Origin of the sequence: Sphingomonas radicis, from assembly GCF_051400635.1 — a bacterium.
Taxonomy (GTDB): domain Bacteria; phylum Pseudomonadota; class Alphaproteobacteria; order Sphingomonadales; family Sphingomonadaceae; genus Sphingomonas.
Genome location: NZ_JBLFFG010000005.1, coordinates 262,731 through 277,403 on the forward strand (window position 1 = coordinate 262,731; position 14,673 = coordinate 277,403).

Below are 14,673 nucleotides of genomic sequence, written 5' to 3' on the forward strand. Positions count from 1 at the left end.
GAGAGGGAGTTTAGGTCAAAGCTTGCTCACGAAATCCTTGTACGCGGTCTCGTCCATCAGGCTTTCCAGTTCGCCCGCGTCGGCCAGCGTCAGCTTGAAGAACCAGCCCTCGCCCTCGGGGTCCTCGTTGACCAGCGCGGGGTTGTCGGCGAGCGCCGGGTTGCCTTCGATCACGGTGCCGCCGACCGGCGCGTACACGTCCGACGCGGCCTTGACCGATTCCACCACTGCGGCGTCGTCACCCTTGGAGACACTACGGCCTTCCTCGGGGACTTCGACGAACACGATGTCGCCGAGCTGGCTCTGCGCATAATCGGTGATGCCGACGGTCGCGGTCTCGCCGTCGACGTCGAGCCATTCGTGATCTTCGGTATAGTAACGGCTCATGGGTCAGACTCCCTTTCTGACGTAACGGTGGGGCACGAAGGGCATGGCAACGACCTCCGCGTGATGAACTTTGCCGCGCTGGGCGAGCGTGACGCGCGTGCCCGGAACAGCGAGCGCGACGGGCATATAGGCCATGGCGATAGGCTTCTGGACCGAGGGCGCGAACCCGCCCGAGGTGACCTTGCCGACCTCGGTGCCGTCGGCATCGACCACCGCGGCGCCTTCGCGCACCGGCTGGCGGCCTTCGACGATCAGCCCGACGCGCTTGACGACCGCGGCGCCTTCGCGCTCGGCCATGATCCGCGCGTGGCCGGGAAAGCCGCCTTCCTCGCGGCGGCGCTTCGAGAGCGCGAAGCCGAGATCGGCGGCGACCGGCGTGGTCTCGAGATCGAGGTCATGGCCGTAGAGCGGGAGCCCAGCCTCGAGCCGCAGCGAATCGCGCGCACCGAGACCGATCGGCTTGACCTCGGGCTGGGCGCACAGCGCCTCGGCGAAGGCTTCCACCGCATCGCCGGGGAGCGAAATCTCGAAGCCGTCCTCGCCGGTATAGCCCGAGCGGCTGACCCAGAGCGGATTGCCCTGCCACTCGAACGCGGCGGCAGTCATGAAGACAAGGGCGGCGACACCCGGCACGACGCGCTCCAGCGCCGTGACCGCTTCGGGGCCCTGCAGCGCGAGCAGCGCCTGCTCGTCGAGGTGGCTGATGCTGATCTCGTCGGGCAGCTCTTCGCGGAAGACGCCGATGTCATCCCATTTGGTCGCGCCGTTGACGACCATGTAGAAGTCGCGCGCCTCCGCTTCGAAGGCGTTTTCTGCCGGCAGGCGGGTGACCATCAGGTCGTCGTGGATGCCGCCGTTCTCGGCGAGCAGCAGCGAATAGCGCATGCGCCCCTCGACCAACCCCTTGATGTCGCCGGGCAGCAGCGTCTCGAGCTGCGCGTCGACGTCGGGACCGGAGAAGAGCAGCTGGCCCATGTGGCTGACATCGAACAGACCGGCGTGCTCGCGCGTCCAGAGATGCTCGGCCATGATGCCTTCGTACTGGACCGGCATCTCATAGCCCGCGAACGGCACCATCCGGCCGCCGCGATTGCGGTGCCACTGGTCTAGCGGGAGCTTGAGGATTTCGGGCGCGTCGCCGGCTTCGGCGTCGTGGCTGTATTCGGTGCCGCGGGCCTGGTTGAACTCGTCGGTGGGGCCGTTGTGGACATCTCGGCTCATCGGGGCACTCCGCGCATGAAAGGAACGACGGCTTCAACGCCTCGCGCGGCGCTTCAGTCCATCGCCCCCTCTGTCACGGAACCTGAGAGCTTTCCCCCGCGCCGAAACGCCGAGTTACCCCTTCGGTGGCCCTCCGTCGCCAAGGCTGGCGGGCGCTTTCCAGAGTGTCGTGGTGCGCGCGGTCCCTTGTGCCTGAGAGATTCCGGGGCGGTTGCTCCTTCGGCGGCGGGACCCGAAAGCCCCACACTCTCCCTCGCGTACCTATGGCGATTCCTCACCATCGACCCGCCGAGCCTTGGCCGTGCGGCGGGCGCGAGTCAATCGGGCTGAGGGCCCTAGCCCCTTCTTATTCGTCACCCCGGACTTGTTCCGGGGTCCACTCAGCCTTGCCAGCTGCCAAAGAGCCTCTTGTCCGGCCCCCGTCTCCCGGTGGACCCCGGCACAAGGCCGGGGTGACGACAATCCCCGGATCAGCGCGTGGCGTTGTACTTGAGCTGGTCTTCGGTGAGCTGGAAGCCGACCAGGGCCTCGAAGGTGGCGGCTGCGACGGCCTGGCGGATTGCCGGATCGGCGAGCGGGTCCATCGCGGCGGCTTCCTCGCCCGCGCGGCGGCGCTGGGTGAGGCGGCGGCGGACATCCTCGGGCAGCGTCGCCGCGGCGCGATTGATGCTGGTGCTCGCCTGACCGCTGGCCTGCGCGCGCAGCTGACCTTCGGCGAACTGGACCGTCACATTGTGAACCCGCTTGGCGACCACCGAAGTGCCGCCGCGCACGACGGTGACGAAATAGGGCAAGTTGACGGTGCGCGCCGGGCCGGGCTGGCGGCGGCTGGCCAGCACGTCGAAAGTGACGTTGGTGACGATCTGGTCGGCGGCCTCGGTGCAGGTGGACCGGACGTTGGTGAGCGTCGCAGTGACGTCGATCGCCTGCGCCTCACGGCTGGCGGGCGGGTTGAACAGCGTGATGTCACCCGTTGCAGCCGGAATGCCGACGATCGGGCAGGCGGAGCGCACCGCGGTAATGCCCACGCCGCCGCCGGCCTGGATTTCGCCGGTGCGGGAGCAGCCACCGGCAGCCAGAAGGATCATGGCGGGTACAGCGATTCTGGCGAGCGACACGGGGGCACCTTTCACAAGACGCGGGCCGCCGCAGGGGCGACCCGGAAACGGCGCGCACCATAGGAACCGCCTTTCGCACGCGCAAGCAATCGCGTAGAGGGCTCGCGTCATGGCCGAAGCCCAGAAACCCGCCCTCGACCTGCTGATCGCCGCCCCGCGCGGCTTCTGCGCAGGAGTCGACCGCGCGATCCGCATCGTCGAGCTCGCGATCGAGAAATACGGTGCGCCGGTCTATGTGCGCCACGAGATCGTCCACAACAAATATGTCGTAGACAGCCTGAAGGCGAAGGGCGCGATCTTCGTCGACGAGCTCGACCAGGTTCCCGACGACGTGCCCGTGGTCTTTTCGGCGCATGGGGTGCCCAAGGCGGTTCCGGCAAAGGCCGCCGAACGCGGCCTGGAATATCTCGACGCGACCTGCCCGCTCGTCTCCAAGGTCCATCGCCAGGCCGAGCGGCTGGTGGCGGCGGGGCGGCACATATTGTTCATTGGCCATGCCGGCCATCCCGAAGTGATCGGCACCTTCGGCCAGGTGCCCGAAGGTTCGATGACCCTGGTCGAGACGGTGGCCTGCGCCGAAAAGGTCGCGGTTCCCGATCCCGAGAATCTCGCCTTCCTCACCCAGACCACGCTTTCGGTGGACGACACCGCGGCGACGCTGGAGGTGCTCAAGCGCCGCTTCCCGACGATCCTGGCGCCTGGCGCGGACGACATCTGCTATGCCACTTCGAACCGCCAGGCGGCAGTCAAGGTGATTGCCGAACAGGCGGACCTGGTACTGGTGATCGGATCGCCCAAATCGTCCAATTCGATGCGGCTGGTGGAAGTCGCCGAGCGCGCCGGCACACGCGCGACGCTGATCCAGCGTGCCGCCGACATCGACTTCGCCTGGTTCGAAGGCGTGAGGACGGTGGGAATCACCGCGGGCGCCTCTGCCCCCGAGCTGCTGGTGCGCGAAGTGGTGGACCAGATCGGCGTGCGCTTCACCGTCGCCGAGCGCGAAGTCGAGACGATCGCCGAGAATATCGCGTTCAAGCTGCCGCGCGGGCTGCAGGCGGCCTGACTCTGGCCTTCGCCCCCGCAAAAGCGTGGGCGGCGCCTATAGCCGGCCCAAGCACAACTGCTGTTGTATAGGCGGCCCGTTCAGGAGATGGGTCCCCGCTTTCGCGGGGATGACGTTCGGGGGCGAGGATGGCGGTCTACACACAGGTATCGGCGGAAGCGCTGGGTGCGTTCCTCGAACGGTTCGATGTCGGGGAGCTCGTCTCGGCCAAAGGCATCGCCGAGGGTGTCGAAAATTCGAACTATCTGGTCGATACCAGCAAGAGCCGCTTCATCCTGACCCTCTACGAAAAGCGCGTTGCCGCTGACGACCTGCCCTATTTCATGGGATTGCTCGACCATCTGGCGGATCGCGGCCTGCCGGTGCCGCCTGCCGTGCCGGACCGCGCGGGACAGGTGATCCACGAGCTCGAGGGCCGCCCGGCTTGCCTGATCCAGTTCCTGTCGGGAGTCTCCGTCTCGCACCCCACCCCGGCGCAGGCGCGCGCTGCGGCCGAGGCGATGGGCAAGATGCACAGTGCGGCCTCGGACTTCGCGCTCGATCGGCCCAATTCGATGGGAGTCGATGCCTGGCAGCCGCTGTTCGAGCGCTGCGGCCGCGACCTCGACGCGATCCAGCCGGGGCTCCACGACCATATCGGCAAGGCGCTCGACACGATCCTCGCCGCCTGGCCGGCCGACCTGCCGCGCGGCGCGATCCACGCCGATCTCTTCCCGGACAATGTGCTGATGCTCGGCAATCGCGTGACGGGGCTGATCGACTTCTATTTCGCCTGCACCGACATTCGCGCCTATGACCTTGCGGTGATGCACGGCGCCTGGGCGTTCGATGCCAAGGGCGACGGCTATGATCCTGAGGTGGGCAGCGCACTGCTCGAAGGTTATGCCGCCAGCTTCGGCCTTTCCGATGCCGAGCGTGCCGCGCTGCCGATCCTGGCCGAAGGCGCAGCGCTGCGCTTCTTCCTGACGCGCGCCTGGGATTGGCTCAACACCCCCGCCGACGCGATGGTGACGCGCAAGGACCCCCTCGCCTATCGCCGCCGGCTCGACTTCTACGCGGAGAACGGTACGGCGCTGTTCGCATGACCGAACTCCCCCATGTCGAGATCGCCACCGACGGCGCGTGCAAAGGCAATCCCGGGCGTGGCGGCTGGGGCGTGGTGCTGCGCACCGGCACGACCGAGAAGGAATTGTCAGGCGGCGAGGCGCATACCACCAACAACCGCATGGAGCTGATGGCGCCGATCCAGGGGCTCAAAGCATTGAAGCGTCCGTGCCGCGTTACGCTCTCCACCGACAGCCGCTATGTGATGGACGGCCTCACCAAATGGATCCACGGCTGGCTCAAGAACGGCTGGCGGACCGCGGACAAGAAGCCGGTCAAGAACGCCGAGCTGTGGCAGGAACTGCTCGACGCCGCCAAGCCGCACCGCGTCGAATGGGTGTGGGTGAAGGGTCACGCCGGCCACCCCGACAACGAACGCGCCGACAAGCTCGCGAGCGACGCCGCGCTCCGCATGTGACGTAGGCGGAGCACCCGCCCTGCTTCGGATTTCCCGCCCTCAAACCATGAGCCGGTAGCCGACGCCTGGCTCGCTGCGGATCATCGAGGCCGTCTCGTTCGGGCCTTCGAGCTTCTTGCGCACGCCGCGCACGGCGACGCGCAGATATTCCACGTCGCGCTCATGCCCCGGCCCCCAGACGTTGCGGAGCAATTGCGTGTGGGTGACCACTTTGCCGGGGTGCCGGGCCAGTTCGGCGAGGAAGCCGAACTCCTTGGGTGTGAGGTGAACTTCCTCGCCTGCGCGCCAGACCAGGCGGGACGCGAGGTCAATCTCGATCTCGCCGATCGCCACCACCGGCTCGGCGGCTTCGGTCGCGAGCCGGTGGCGCAGCGCGGTGCGCACGCGCGCCAGCACTTCTTCGGTGTCGAAGGGCTTGGTGACATAATCGTCGGCACCCAGATCGAGCGCCGACACCTTCTCCTCCGTCGCATCGCGCGCCGAGATCACAATCACCGACGCGCGCGTGGCCTTGATCAGCGGCACGAGCTCGATCCCGTCGCGATCGGGCAGGCCGAGATCGAGCAGCACCGCCTCCGGCTTGTCGATCTGCATCGCGCTCAGTGCCTCGCGTGCGCTGCCCGCTTCGACGACGGGATAGCCTGCGCGCGCCAGCGCGGCGCCGAGCAGGCGGCGGATCGCGGGCTCGTCGTCGACCACCAGGATCTTGGCTTGCCGAGTCATTCGCTGGCGGTTCCCTTTCTCAGCCGGTCCTCGGGAATATGGATGGTGAAGCAGGTGCCCGGCCGATCGGTGCGGTTGGCCGCGCTCACGCGCAGCCCCATCGCCTCGGCGAACCCCTTTACGATCGCGAGGCCGAGGCCGGTTCCGCCCTTGCGATCCGAGCCCTCGATACGCGCGAAAGTCTCGAAGATCCGCGCCTCCTCACCGGGCGGCAGCCCAGGCCCCTCATCGAGAATGTCGAGCAGCAGCGCGCCCGGCCGTCGCCGTGCGGCGACGGTGATCGGTGCGTGCGCGTCGCCATATTTGGCGGCGTTGTCGAGCAGGTTGATGAGGCAGTGGTGGAAGAGTTGCGGGTCCACCGCGACGAAGGGCAGCTCGGGCGAGACGTCGAGCTGGATCGCATGGCCTTCGAGCACGCCGCGCAAATCGTGCACCGCGGCGGCGACTGCATCGACGACGTCCACCGGCTCGACCGACTGGCGCAGCGCTCCCGATTCGATCCGCACCATATCGAGCAGATTGGCGACGAAGCGGTGCAGGCGCTCGGCTTCGGCACGCGCCGTGGAGAGTTGCGCAGCCTGCGTGTCGGAGGCCGGGCGCATCTCCGCCAGCATGCCCAGGATCGTGGTGAGCGGCGTGCGCAGATCGTGGCTCACCGAGGAAAGCAGCGCCGCGCGGAGGCGGTCTCGCTCCTTAAGCTGGGTTATCGTGGCCATTTCGCCTTCGAGCGCGATCCGTTCGAGCGCGAGCGATGCCTGGTCGAGCAGGCTCAGCAGCAGCGGCAGCTGGTCCGAGCGGATCGGCGCGGCGTCGGGGCGCGCGAGCCCGATCACCCCGAGCACCTGCTCTCCCGCGGTGAGCGGGTGGAACAGCCATTCCGACGCAGTGAGCGTGTCCGAGCCTCTCCCGGCCGGCTGGTTGTGATCGAATGCCCAGCGCGCGGCCGCCTGCTCGATCGATTCCAGCCGATCCTCGGGAGGGCTGGCGGCGGCAAGCTTGAGCTCGCCATCGGCGGGCAGCAGGAGCACCGTATCTGCGTCGATCAGCCGGCCGACTTCGGCGCAGAGCAGCTGGCCGAGCTCGTCGCGCTTGCTGACGCCGGTGAGCAGCCGCGCGAAACCGGCGAGCGAGCTGTTCTGCGCCGCGCTGCGCTGGGCGAGCAGCGCCTGGGCACGCACGCGGGCGGCCAATTGGCTGCTCACGATCGCGACGCCCAGCAGCACCAGCACGGTGATGATGTTCTGCGGGTCCTGGATCGTGAAGGTGCGAGTCGGCGGGATGAAGAAGAAGTTGTACGCCAGCGACGAGACCAGCCCGGTGACGACTCCGGTACGAACGCCATAGCGCGTAGCGGCCGCCATCACCGGCACCAGATAGAGCAGCCCGATATTGGTGATGTTCCCCGCGGTCAGGATGCTGGTGCCGAGCAGCGTCACCAGCAGCACTAGACCCAGCGAGACCAGATAGCCTCTCGGCGTGCCCCAGCCGCTTTCGCTTTCGCGCACCGTCATACGCGCAGGTGCACGCGCCGATGTGCGCAGATCGGCAGCAGCCAACGGCAGCACATGCACGGCGATCCCGGGCGTTTCGCGCACCAGCTGGTCGACCACCGATCCGTGGCGCAACTCGAACCAGCGCGAGCGCATCGACTTGCCGACGATCAGCTGGGTGGCCCGTGCCTCGGCAGCGAAGCGCTTGAGCCCGGCCAGCACCGACTCGGCGGGAACCGAGGCGACCTGCCCGCCTAGCTGCGTCGCGAGATGAAGCGTGGCGGCGAGGCGCGCATTCTCGGCATCGGTGAACCGGCTCGTGCGCGGCGTCTCGATATGCACTGCGGTCCAGGGCGCGCGGAGCGCATCGGCGAGCCGCTTGGCCGCGCGCACCAACTCCGCGGCACCGGGAAGCTCACTCACCGCCACCACCAGCCGCTCGCCCGCGGCCCATGTCCCCGCCAGCGCATGCGCCCGCAGATGCTCGAGCATCTGCGCGTCGACTGCCTGCGCGGCGCGGCGCAGCGCGAGCTCGCGCAGCGCCGAGAGGTTGGACTTGGAGAAGAAATGCCCGAGCGCGCGGCTCGCCTCCTCGGGCACATAGACCTTGCCTTCCTTCAGCCGTTCGATGAGCTCGTCGGGCGGAATGTCGATCACTTCGATCTCGGCATTCTCGAGCACGCGATCGGGCAGGGTCTCGCGCACGCGCACCTTGGTGAAGGAGGCGACGACGTCGTTGAGGCTCTCGAGATGCTGGATGTTGACCGTCGAATAGACGTCGATCCCCGCAGCAAGCAGCTCCTCGACATCCTGGTAGCGCTTGTCGTGGCGGCTTCCGGGGGCGTTGGTATGCGCCAGCTCGTCGACCAGCACCAGCTGCGGGCGGCGCGCGAGAACGGCGTCCACGTCGAGCTCGCCGAGGGTGCGGCCCTGATATTCGACCTGCCGGCGCGGGACGATCTCGTGCCCGTCGAGCAGCGCCTCGGTCTCGGCGCGGCCGTGCGTCTCGATCACACCGATCACCACGTCCACGCCCGCGCGGCGCCGGGCACCGCCTTCGTTCAGCATCTCATAGGTCTTGCCGACCCCGGGCGCGGCGCCGAGGAAGACCTTGAGACGGCCGCGGCCCTCCTGCGCGGCGGCGCGCAGAAGGGCCTCTGGATCGGGGCGACCGTCGGAGGGTGCGGGCGTGCTCACTTCCCCGCTATTGCGCCTCCTGCGGCCAGCCTGTCGAGCGCGCGATTGAGCGCGAGGACATTGACTCGCGGCTCGCCGAGGAATCCGAGCAGCGGCGCCTCGACCTGCGCCTCGACCACCGTGCGGACCTTCGCCCGATCGATCCCGCGCGCCGCGGCGACACGATCGACCTGGAAAAAGGCCGCCTCGGGGCTGACGTGGGGGTCGAGCCCCGAGGCGGAGGACGTCACCAAGTCGGCAGGTGGTTCAACGACTGGTGCGGTTCGGTTGGTCTGGAGGTCCGCCCTCACGCGGTCGGCGAGCGCCTGGCTGGCCGGGCCCAGGTTCGAGCCAGCGGACGCCGCGGCGTCATAGCCGTCAGCACCAGCGGCCGAGGGGCGGCCGTGAAAATAGCGGTCGCTGGCGAATTTCTGCCCGAGCAACTCGGAGCCGATCACTCGGCCGCCCTCGCGGATCAGACTGCCGTTGGCCTGGGCCGGAAACACCGCCTGCCCGATCGCGGTGAGCAGCGCCGGATAGGCGAGCCCGAGCAGCGCCGCGAACAACAGAGTCAGGACGAGCGCGGGGCGGAGGGCGGTGGTGAGATCTTTCAGCATTTTAGTTTCCTTGCTTCCGTTCGCTCTGAGCTTGTCGAAGGGCGCCTCTATGCGGGGGGGGGTCGCCAGTGGGTGGCCGTGCTCCGACAGGCTCAGCACGAACGGGTTTCTTCGTTGCGCGTCACGCCAGCCCCAGGCCGGTGACGGCAAGGTCGATCAGCTTGATGCCGACAAACGGCGCGACGAGGCCGCCCAGGCCGTAGACGGCGAGATTGCGCGCGAGCAGCGGGCCCGCAGCCATCGGCTTGTAGGCGACGCCCTTGAGCGCGAGCGGCACCAGGCACGGGATAATCAGCGCGTTGAAGATGATCGCAGACAGGATCGCCGACTGGGGCGAGGCCAGCCCCATCACGTTGAGCAAGCCGAGCCCCGGATAGAGCGCGACGAACATCGCCGGGATGATCGCGAAATATTTGGCGACGTCGTTGGCGACCGAGAAGGTGGTGAGCGCGCCGCGTGTCATCAGCAGCTGCTTGCCCAGCCCCACCACCTCGATCAGCTTGGTCGGATCGCTGTCGAGGTCGACCATGTTGCCGGCCTCGCGCGCGGCCTGGGTGCCGGTGTTCATCGCCACGCCTACGTCCGCCTGCGCCAGCGCCGGAGCATCGTTGGTCCCGTCGCCGCACATCGCGACTAGCTTGCCGCCCTGCTGCTCCTTGCGGATCAGCGCGAGCTTGTCCTCGGGTGTCGCCTCGGCGAGGAAGTCGTCGACACCCGCCTCGGCGGCGATGGCCGCGGCAGTGAGCGGGTTGTCGCCGGTGATCATCACGGTGCGGATGCCCATGCGGCGCAGCTCGGCAAAGCGCTCGCGCACGCCGGCCTTGATCACGTCCTTGAGCGCGATCACGCCGAGCAGCCGGCCGTCCTGCGCCACTGCGAGCGGCGTCTGGCCCGAGCGCGCGATCTCGTCGGTGATGCGGCGCAGCTCGGTCGCCGCCGCGGTCTCGCCCGCGCCGGGATTGGCGCGCAGCACTGCGTCGACCGCGCCCTTCTGAATCAGCCGTTCGCCGATCCGCACGCCCGAAATACGCGTCTGGGCAGTGAAGGGGATGACTTCGCTTCCCTGCGGCAGCGCGTCGGCCGGGATGCCATGATCGCTCCGCGCCAGCGCCACGATCGAGCGTCCCTCGGGCGTCTCGTCCGCCAGGCTGGCGAGCAGCGCGGCGCCGGCGAGATCGTCGACGGTCACGCCGTTCAGCGGGCGGAACATGCTTGCGGCGCGGTCTCCGATCGTGATCGTGCCGGTCTTGTCGAGCAGCAATACGTCCACGTCGCCCGCAGCCTCCACCGCGCGCCCCGACTTGGCGAGCACGTTGAAGCGCACCAGCCGGTCCATCCCCGCGATGCCGATCGCCGAGAGCAGCGCGGCGATCGTCGTCGGGATCAGCGTGATCAGCAGCGCGGCGAGGATCGCGACGGGAATGCTTCCGCCCGCATAGCTCGCGAAACCGGGGATGGTGGAGACTGCGATCAGGAAGATGATGGTCAGCCCCACCAGCAGGATCGTCAGCGCGATCTCGTTGGGAGTCTTCTGCCGCTCGGCGCCTTCGACCAGCGCGATCATCCGATCGAGGAAACCCTGCCCCGGCTCCTGCGTGACGCGCACCCGGATCGAATCCGAGATGACGCGCGTCCCCGCGGTCACTGCCGAACGGTCGCCGCCGGCCTCGCGGATCACCGGCGCGCTCTCGCCCGTGATCGCCGCCTCGTTGACGCTGGCGACGCCTTCGATAACTTCGCCGTCGGCCGGGATCAGGTCGTTCGTCTCGACCAGGACGATGTCACCGCGCCGCAGCGTGCTGGCGGCGACGATCTCGTGCCCGCCGTTCACCTGCTTCCTGGCGCGAAGCTCGGACTTGGCGGCGCGCAGCGAGGCCGCCTGGGCACGCCCCCGCCCCTCCGCCAGAGCCTCGGCAAAGGTGCCGAACAACACCGTCAGCCACAGCCAGGCGATCAGCTGGAGCTGGAAGCCGATCGGCAGCCTCTCGCCGCCGATCGCCAGCAGGACGGTGAGCAGCAATGCCACCACGGCGGTGGTGAACAGCACCGGATTCTTCACCAGTTCGGCTGGACTGAGCTTCCGGAACGCATCGCCGATCGCCGGACCAACGAGCTTCGCCGAGAACATCGAGGTTGGAGTGGTCATGGGAGATGCCTTCAGAAGAGCTGACCGTCGATCACCGCGAGGTGATCGGCGATGGGACCGAGCGCGAGGCTGGGAAGGAACGTCAGGCCGCCGACGATTAGGATGATGCCGACGAGCAGGCCGACCCAGAGCAGCCCCGTGGTGGGAAAGGATCCGCTGGTCGCGGGCGTGTAGCGCTTGGCGGCAAGCGACCCGGCGATCGCGAGCACCGGCACGATCACGAAGAAGCGGCCGATCCACATCGCGGTACCCAGCAGCCCGTTGTAGAACGGTGTGCCCGCGGTGAGCCCCGCAAAGGCCGAGCCGTTGTTCGCAGTGGCCGAGCTGAACGCGTAGAGGATTTCCGAAAAGCCGTGCGGCCCCTTGTTGAGCGGACCGGCGAGCCCCTGCGGCAGCACCGATGCGAGCGCAGTGAACCCCAGGATGCTGAGCGGCAGCACCGCGATCGCGAGCACCGCGAGCTTGACCTCGCGACTCTCGATCTTCTTGCCGACATATTCGGGGGTCCGCCCCACCATCAGCCCGGCCACGAACACCGCGAGCAGCGCGAACAGCAAGAAGCCGTAGATGCCCGCGCCGACGCCGCCGATCACGATCTCGCCGAGCTGCATGTTGAACAGCGGGATCATGCCGCCGAGCGCGGTGAAGCTGTCGTGCATCGCATTGACCGCGCCGCACGAGGCAGCGGTGGTCACCACCGCGAAGAGCGCGCTCGCGGCGATGCCGAAACGGACCTCCTTGCCCTCCATATTGCCCCCGGCGACACCGAGCTGGTGGAGCACCGGATTGCCCGCGGCTTCCTGCCAATAGGTGATGCCCGCGCCGGCAAGGAACAGCACCAGCATCGCCGCAAGGATCGCCCAGCCCTGGCGCGGATTGCCCACCGCCTTGCCGAAGGTCCAGGTGAGGCCGACGCCGATCGCGAAGATCGACAGCATCTGCACCAAATTGGTGATCGCGTTCGGGTTCTCGAACGGATGCGCCGAATTGGCGTTGAAGAAGCCGCCACCATTGGTGCCGAGCATCTTGATCGCTTCCTGGCTGGCGACCGGCCCGACCACGATCGTCTGGCGCACGCCTTCGAGCGTGGTCGCGTCGACGCTGCTCGCGAACGTCTGAGGCACGCCGCTCGCGATCAGGAAGACCGCATAGACGATGCAGATCGGCAGCAGCAGATAGAGCGTCACCCGGGTGACGTCGGCCCAGAAGTTGCCGATGGTCTTCGCTTCGCGCCGGGCGAAACCGCGGAACAGCGCGAACGCGATCGCGATGCCGGTCGCGGCGCTCAGGAAATTGTGGATCGTGAGGCCCAGCATCTGGCTGAGGTTCGAGAGCGCGCCCTCCCCCGCATACCATTGCCAGTTGGTGTTGGTCGTGAAGCTGATCGCCGTGTTGAGTGCCCCGTCCGCGCCGATCCCGGCGAGCCCGCGCGGGTTCATCGGCAGCACGCCCTGCAACCGCAGCACGGCATAGGTGAGCAGCAGCAGCGCGAGCTGGAAGAGCAGCATGTGGAGCGCGTAGCGCCGCCACCCCATCTCGGCATCAGGATCGATCCCGGCGAGGCGGTAGAAGCCGCGCTCGACGGGGCCCAGCACCGCGTGGAGCGGCGTGCGGCGTCCTTCGTAGAGCGCGAACAGCCACATCCCCATCGGCTTGGCGAGCGCGACGAGGATGGCAGTGAAGACAAGGATCAGCGTCCAGCCCTGGATGGTCATGGCCCGGCTTTCAGAAACGCTCGGGCCGCACGAGGACGGCCACGAGATAGAGGAGCAGGCCCAGCGCGGTGAGCCCGGCGAGCGCGAGGTGGAGGGTCATCGCTGCCCTCTCACGCGTGGTGGCAGAGGCGGATGAGGGCGAGCGTCAGCACGAACAGCCCCGCGAGCATCGCCAGCCAGATGATATCGGTCACGATCAGGTCCTTTCAGAAAGTGAAATGCGCATGCCGGGAAGCAGCCGGGATCAGCCGGAACAATCCCGGCCCTTCGAACGCGAGCGCGAGGCCCAGCTGCAGCGATGCGGCGACCAGCGTCGCGGCGGCGAGCTCGAGCGTTGTGACGCCGTGCACATGTGGTTGCGTGAGCGCGCGATGCAGCCACCCGAAGGCCGTCGTGCACAGGCCGAGGAAGCTCACGCCCAGGCCGCGCAGCGCGACCTCGGCAGTCCAGCAGCGCTCCCCCCTTCCGATCCGATCCACGATCGCCAGCACTTCGCCTCACTCCCGGAACAAGCGTTCGCGAGCGATGTGATGCGGATGGGGATTAAGCTTCCACGGGGAAGTTGGGCGCGCGCATAAAGAAGCCGTAAAGATCGCGGCGGTGGCGCTGGCTATTGGGAACCTTCAGCCGCCGAGCGGCGGGTACGTCAATCGTCGGTTGGTTTGACGAAGAAACGGTCAATCACGCCTTGCGCCAGCCGCGCGGGGCGCAGCGTCTCGGCATCGAGACAGCACCAGCTCGACTTGACTTCGGCGAGCACTTCGGAGCCGCGGCGGATCACCGTCTCGTAAAAGGCGCGGGCGCCCTGCACCTTCTCGAGCAGCACGGTCGCGACGACGTCGTCCTCCAGGAAGGCGGGACGGCGATAGGTGATCTCGTGCTTGAGCGCGACCCAGAGGTGGTTCGCCACTGCGTCGGGCGGCGCGAGCCCGCGCCAGTGGCTGATCACAGCCTCCTGCACCCATTTGAGATAGCTGGCGTTGTTGACATGACCCATGAAGTCGATGTCGTCGCGGGCGACATCGATGCGGAATTCATAGGGCAAAGCGCTGGCGGACATAGCTGCGCATTCTAACCGAATATCGCGTGCCGCGCGACCCAATTGCGCGCAGCTACAGGAAAACCCTGAGCTTTTCCGGCGAATCGTGCCTGCCGTAGCGGCAACTGCCTGCGTGTGTCTTGACAGCGCTGGCGTGCCCCGGCTTGCATGCCGGCCGAACCGCGCGGACGCGGCGATCGGGAGGATGCGATGCTGCGGAAGCTGGCGTATGGGCTGGGCGGGTTCTTCCTCTTGCTCGCCGGTGCCCTGGTCCACGACCTAGCGACGATGCGGTGCGCCCCGGCGAGAGATGACCGATCTTGACAGCACCTGCACCGTAGCGCGATGGGCGCGTTAACTCATACAAAAGGCCTAACTGATGCCCCGGATAACTTCTGCTCGTGTGATCGTGACGTGCCCTGGGCGCAATTTCGTGACGCTCAAGATCGAGACGGA

14 protein-coding genes and 1 riboswitch are annotated in these 14,673 nt (G+C 67.7%); of the genes, 3 read left to right on the forward strand and 11 right to left on the reverse strand.

Going from position 1 to position 14,673, the window contains the following annotated elements:
* Positions 1-15 precede the first annotated feature (15 nt).
* From gcvH to ACMGDH_RS16850, 3 genes are all read right to left on the reverse strand, one after another.
* Positions 16-387, reverse strand: a complete 372-nt coding sequence (gene gcvH, locus ACMGDH_RS16840; protein WP_436829138.1) for a glycine cleavage system protein GcvH — start codon at positions 385-387, stop codon at positions 16-18.
* A 3-nt stretch (positions 388-390) separates the two neighbouring features.
* Positions 391-1,608: a glycine cleavage system aminomethyltransferase GcvT gene (gene gcvT / locus ACMGDH_RS16845; protein ID WP_436829139.1), complete on the reverse strand. Its 1,218-nt coding sequence runs from the start codon at positions 1,606-1,608 to the stop codon at positions 391-393.
* A gap of 169 nt (positions 1,609-1,777) precedes the next feature.
* A riboswitch (glycine riboswitch) is annotated at positions 1,778-1,872 on the reverse strand.
* Between the two features lie 206 nt (positions 1,873-2,078).
* Positions 2,079-2,696, reverse strand: coding sequence for a hypothetical protein (locus ACMGDH_RS16850; protein WP_436829140.1), 618 nt, complete (start codon positions 2,694-2,696; stop codon positions 2,079-2,081).
* 139 nt (positions 2,697-2,835) lie between these two features.
* Between ACMGDH_RS16850 and ispH the strand changes: the two genes are divergently transcribed.
* The 3 genes from ispH to rnhA all read left to right on the forward strand — a co-directional run bounded on the left by ispH (position 2,836) and on the right by rnhA (position 5,311).
* Positions 2,836-3,789 (forward strand): 4-hydroxy-3-methylbut-2-enyl diphosphate reductase, encoded by a 954-nt coding sequence (ispH, locus tag ACMGDH_RS16855; RefSeq protein WP_436829141.1) that lies wholly within the window; start codon positions 2,836-2,838, stop codon positions 3,787-3,789.
* Positions 3,790-3,917: 128 nt separating this feature from the next.
* The gene (gene thrB, locus ACMGDH_RS16860) at positions 3,918-4,874 is read left to right on the forward strand and encodes a homoserine kinase (protein ID WP_436829142.1); all 957 of its coding nucleotides are present in this window, start codon (positions 3,918-3,920) and stop codon (positions 4,872-4,874) included.
* Positions 4,871-5,311, forward strand: a complete 441-nt coding sequence (rnhA, locus tag ACMGDH_RS16865) for a ribonuclease HI (RefSeq protein WP_436829143.1) — start codon at positions 4,871-4,873, stop codon at positions 5,309-5,311. Before thrB ends, rnhA begins: the two co-directional genes overlap by 4 nt.
* A 39-nt stretch (positions 5,312-5,350) precedes the next feature.
* On the opposite strand, the gene ACMGDH_RS16870 is transcribed toward rnhA, so the two are convergent.
* From ACMGDH_RS16870 to ACMGDH_RS16905, 8 genes are all read right to left on the reverse strand, one after another.
* On the reverse strand, positions 5,351-6,034 hold the full coding sequence (locus ACMGDH_RS16870) for a response regulator transcription factor (protein ID WP_436829144.1): 684 nt from the start codon (positions 6,032-6,034) through the stop codon (positions 5,351-5,353).
* On the reverse strand, positions 6,031-8,721 hold the full coding sequence (locus tag ACMGDH_RS16875) for a DUF4118 domain-containing protein (protein ID WP_436829145.1): 2,691 nt from the start codon (positions 8,719-8,721) through the stop codon (positions 6,031-6,033). Before ACMGDH_RS16875 ends, ACMGDH_RS16870 begins: the two co-directional genes overlap by 4 nt.
* The gene (gene kdpC / locus ACMGDH_RS16880) at positions 8,718-9,317 is read right to left on the reverse strand and encodes a potassium-transporting ATPase subunit KdpC (protein WP_436829146.1); all 600 of its coding nucleotides are present in this window, start codon (positions 9,315-9,317) and stop codon (positions 8,718-8,720) included. The genes ACMGDH_RS16875 and kdpC overlap by 4 nt, the downstream gene beginning before the upstream one ends.
* A 121-nt stretch (positions 9,318-9,438) precedes the next feature.
* Positions 9,439-11,463 carry a potassium-transporting ATPase subunit KdpB gene (gene kdpB, locus ACMGDH_RS16885; RefSeq protein WP_436829147.1) on the reverse strand — a complete coding sequence of 675 codons (2,025 nt, stop codon included), beginning with the start codon at positions 11,461-11,463 and terminating at the stop codon, positions 9,439-9,441.
* Positions 11,464-11,474: 11 nt separating this feature from the next.
* Positions 11,475-13,178, reverse strand: coding sequence for a potassium-transporting ATPase subunit KdpA (kdpA, locus tag ACMGDH_RS16890; protein WP_436829148.1), 1,704 nt, complete (start codon positions 13,176-13,178; stop codon positions 11,475-11,477).
* Positions 13,179-13,188: 10 nt separating this feature from the next.
* Entirely contained in the window at positions 13,189-13,278 is a 90-nt protein-coding gene (locus tag ACMGDH_RS16895; protein ID WP_135982904.1) for a potassium-transporting ATPase subunit F, read from the reverse strand.
* A gap of 106 nt (positions 13,279-13,384) precedes the next feature.
* Complete coding sequence (locus ACMGDH_RS16900) at positions 13,385-13,669, reverse strand: hypothetical protein (protein WP_436829149.1); 285 nt, start codon at positions 13,667-13,669, stop codon at positions 13,385-13,387.
* A gap of 155 nt (positions 13,670-13,824) precedes the next feature.
* The gene (locus tag ACMGDH_RS16905; RefSeq protein WP_436829150.1) at positions 13,825-14,238 is read right to left on the reverse strand and encodes an acyl-CoA thioesterase; all 414 of its coding nucleotides are present in this window, start codon (positions 14,236-14,238) and stop codon (positions 13,825-13,827) included.
* Positions 14,239-14,673: the final 435 nt, after the last annotated feature.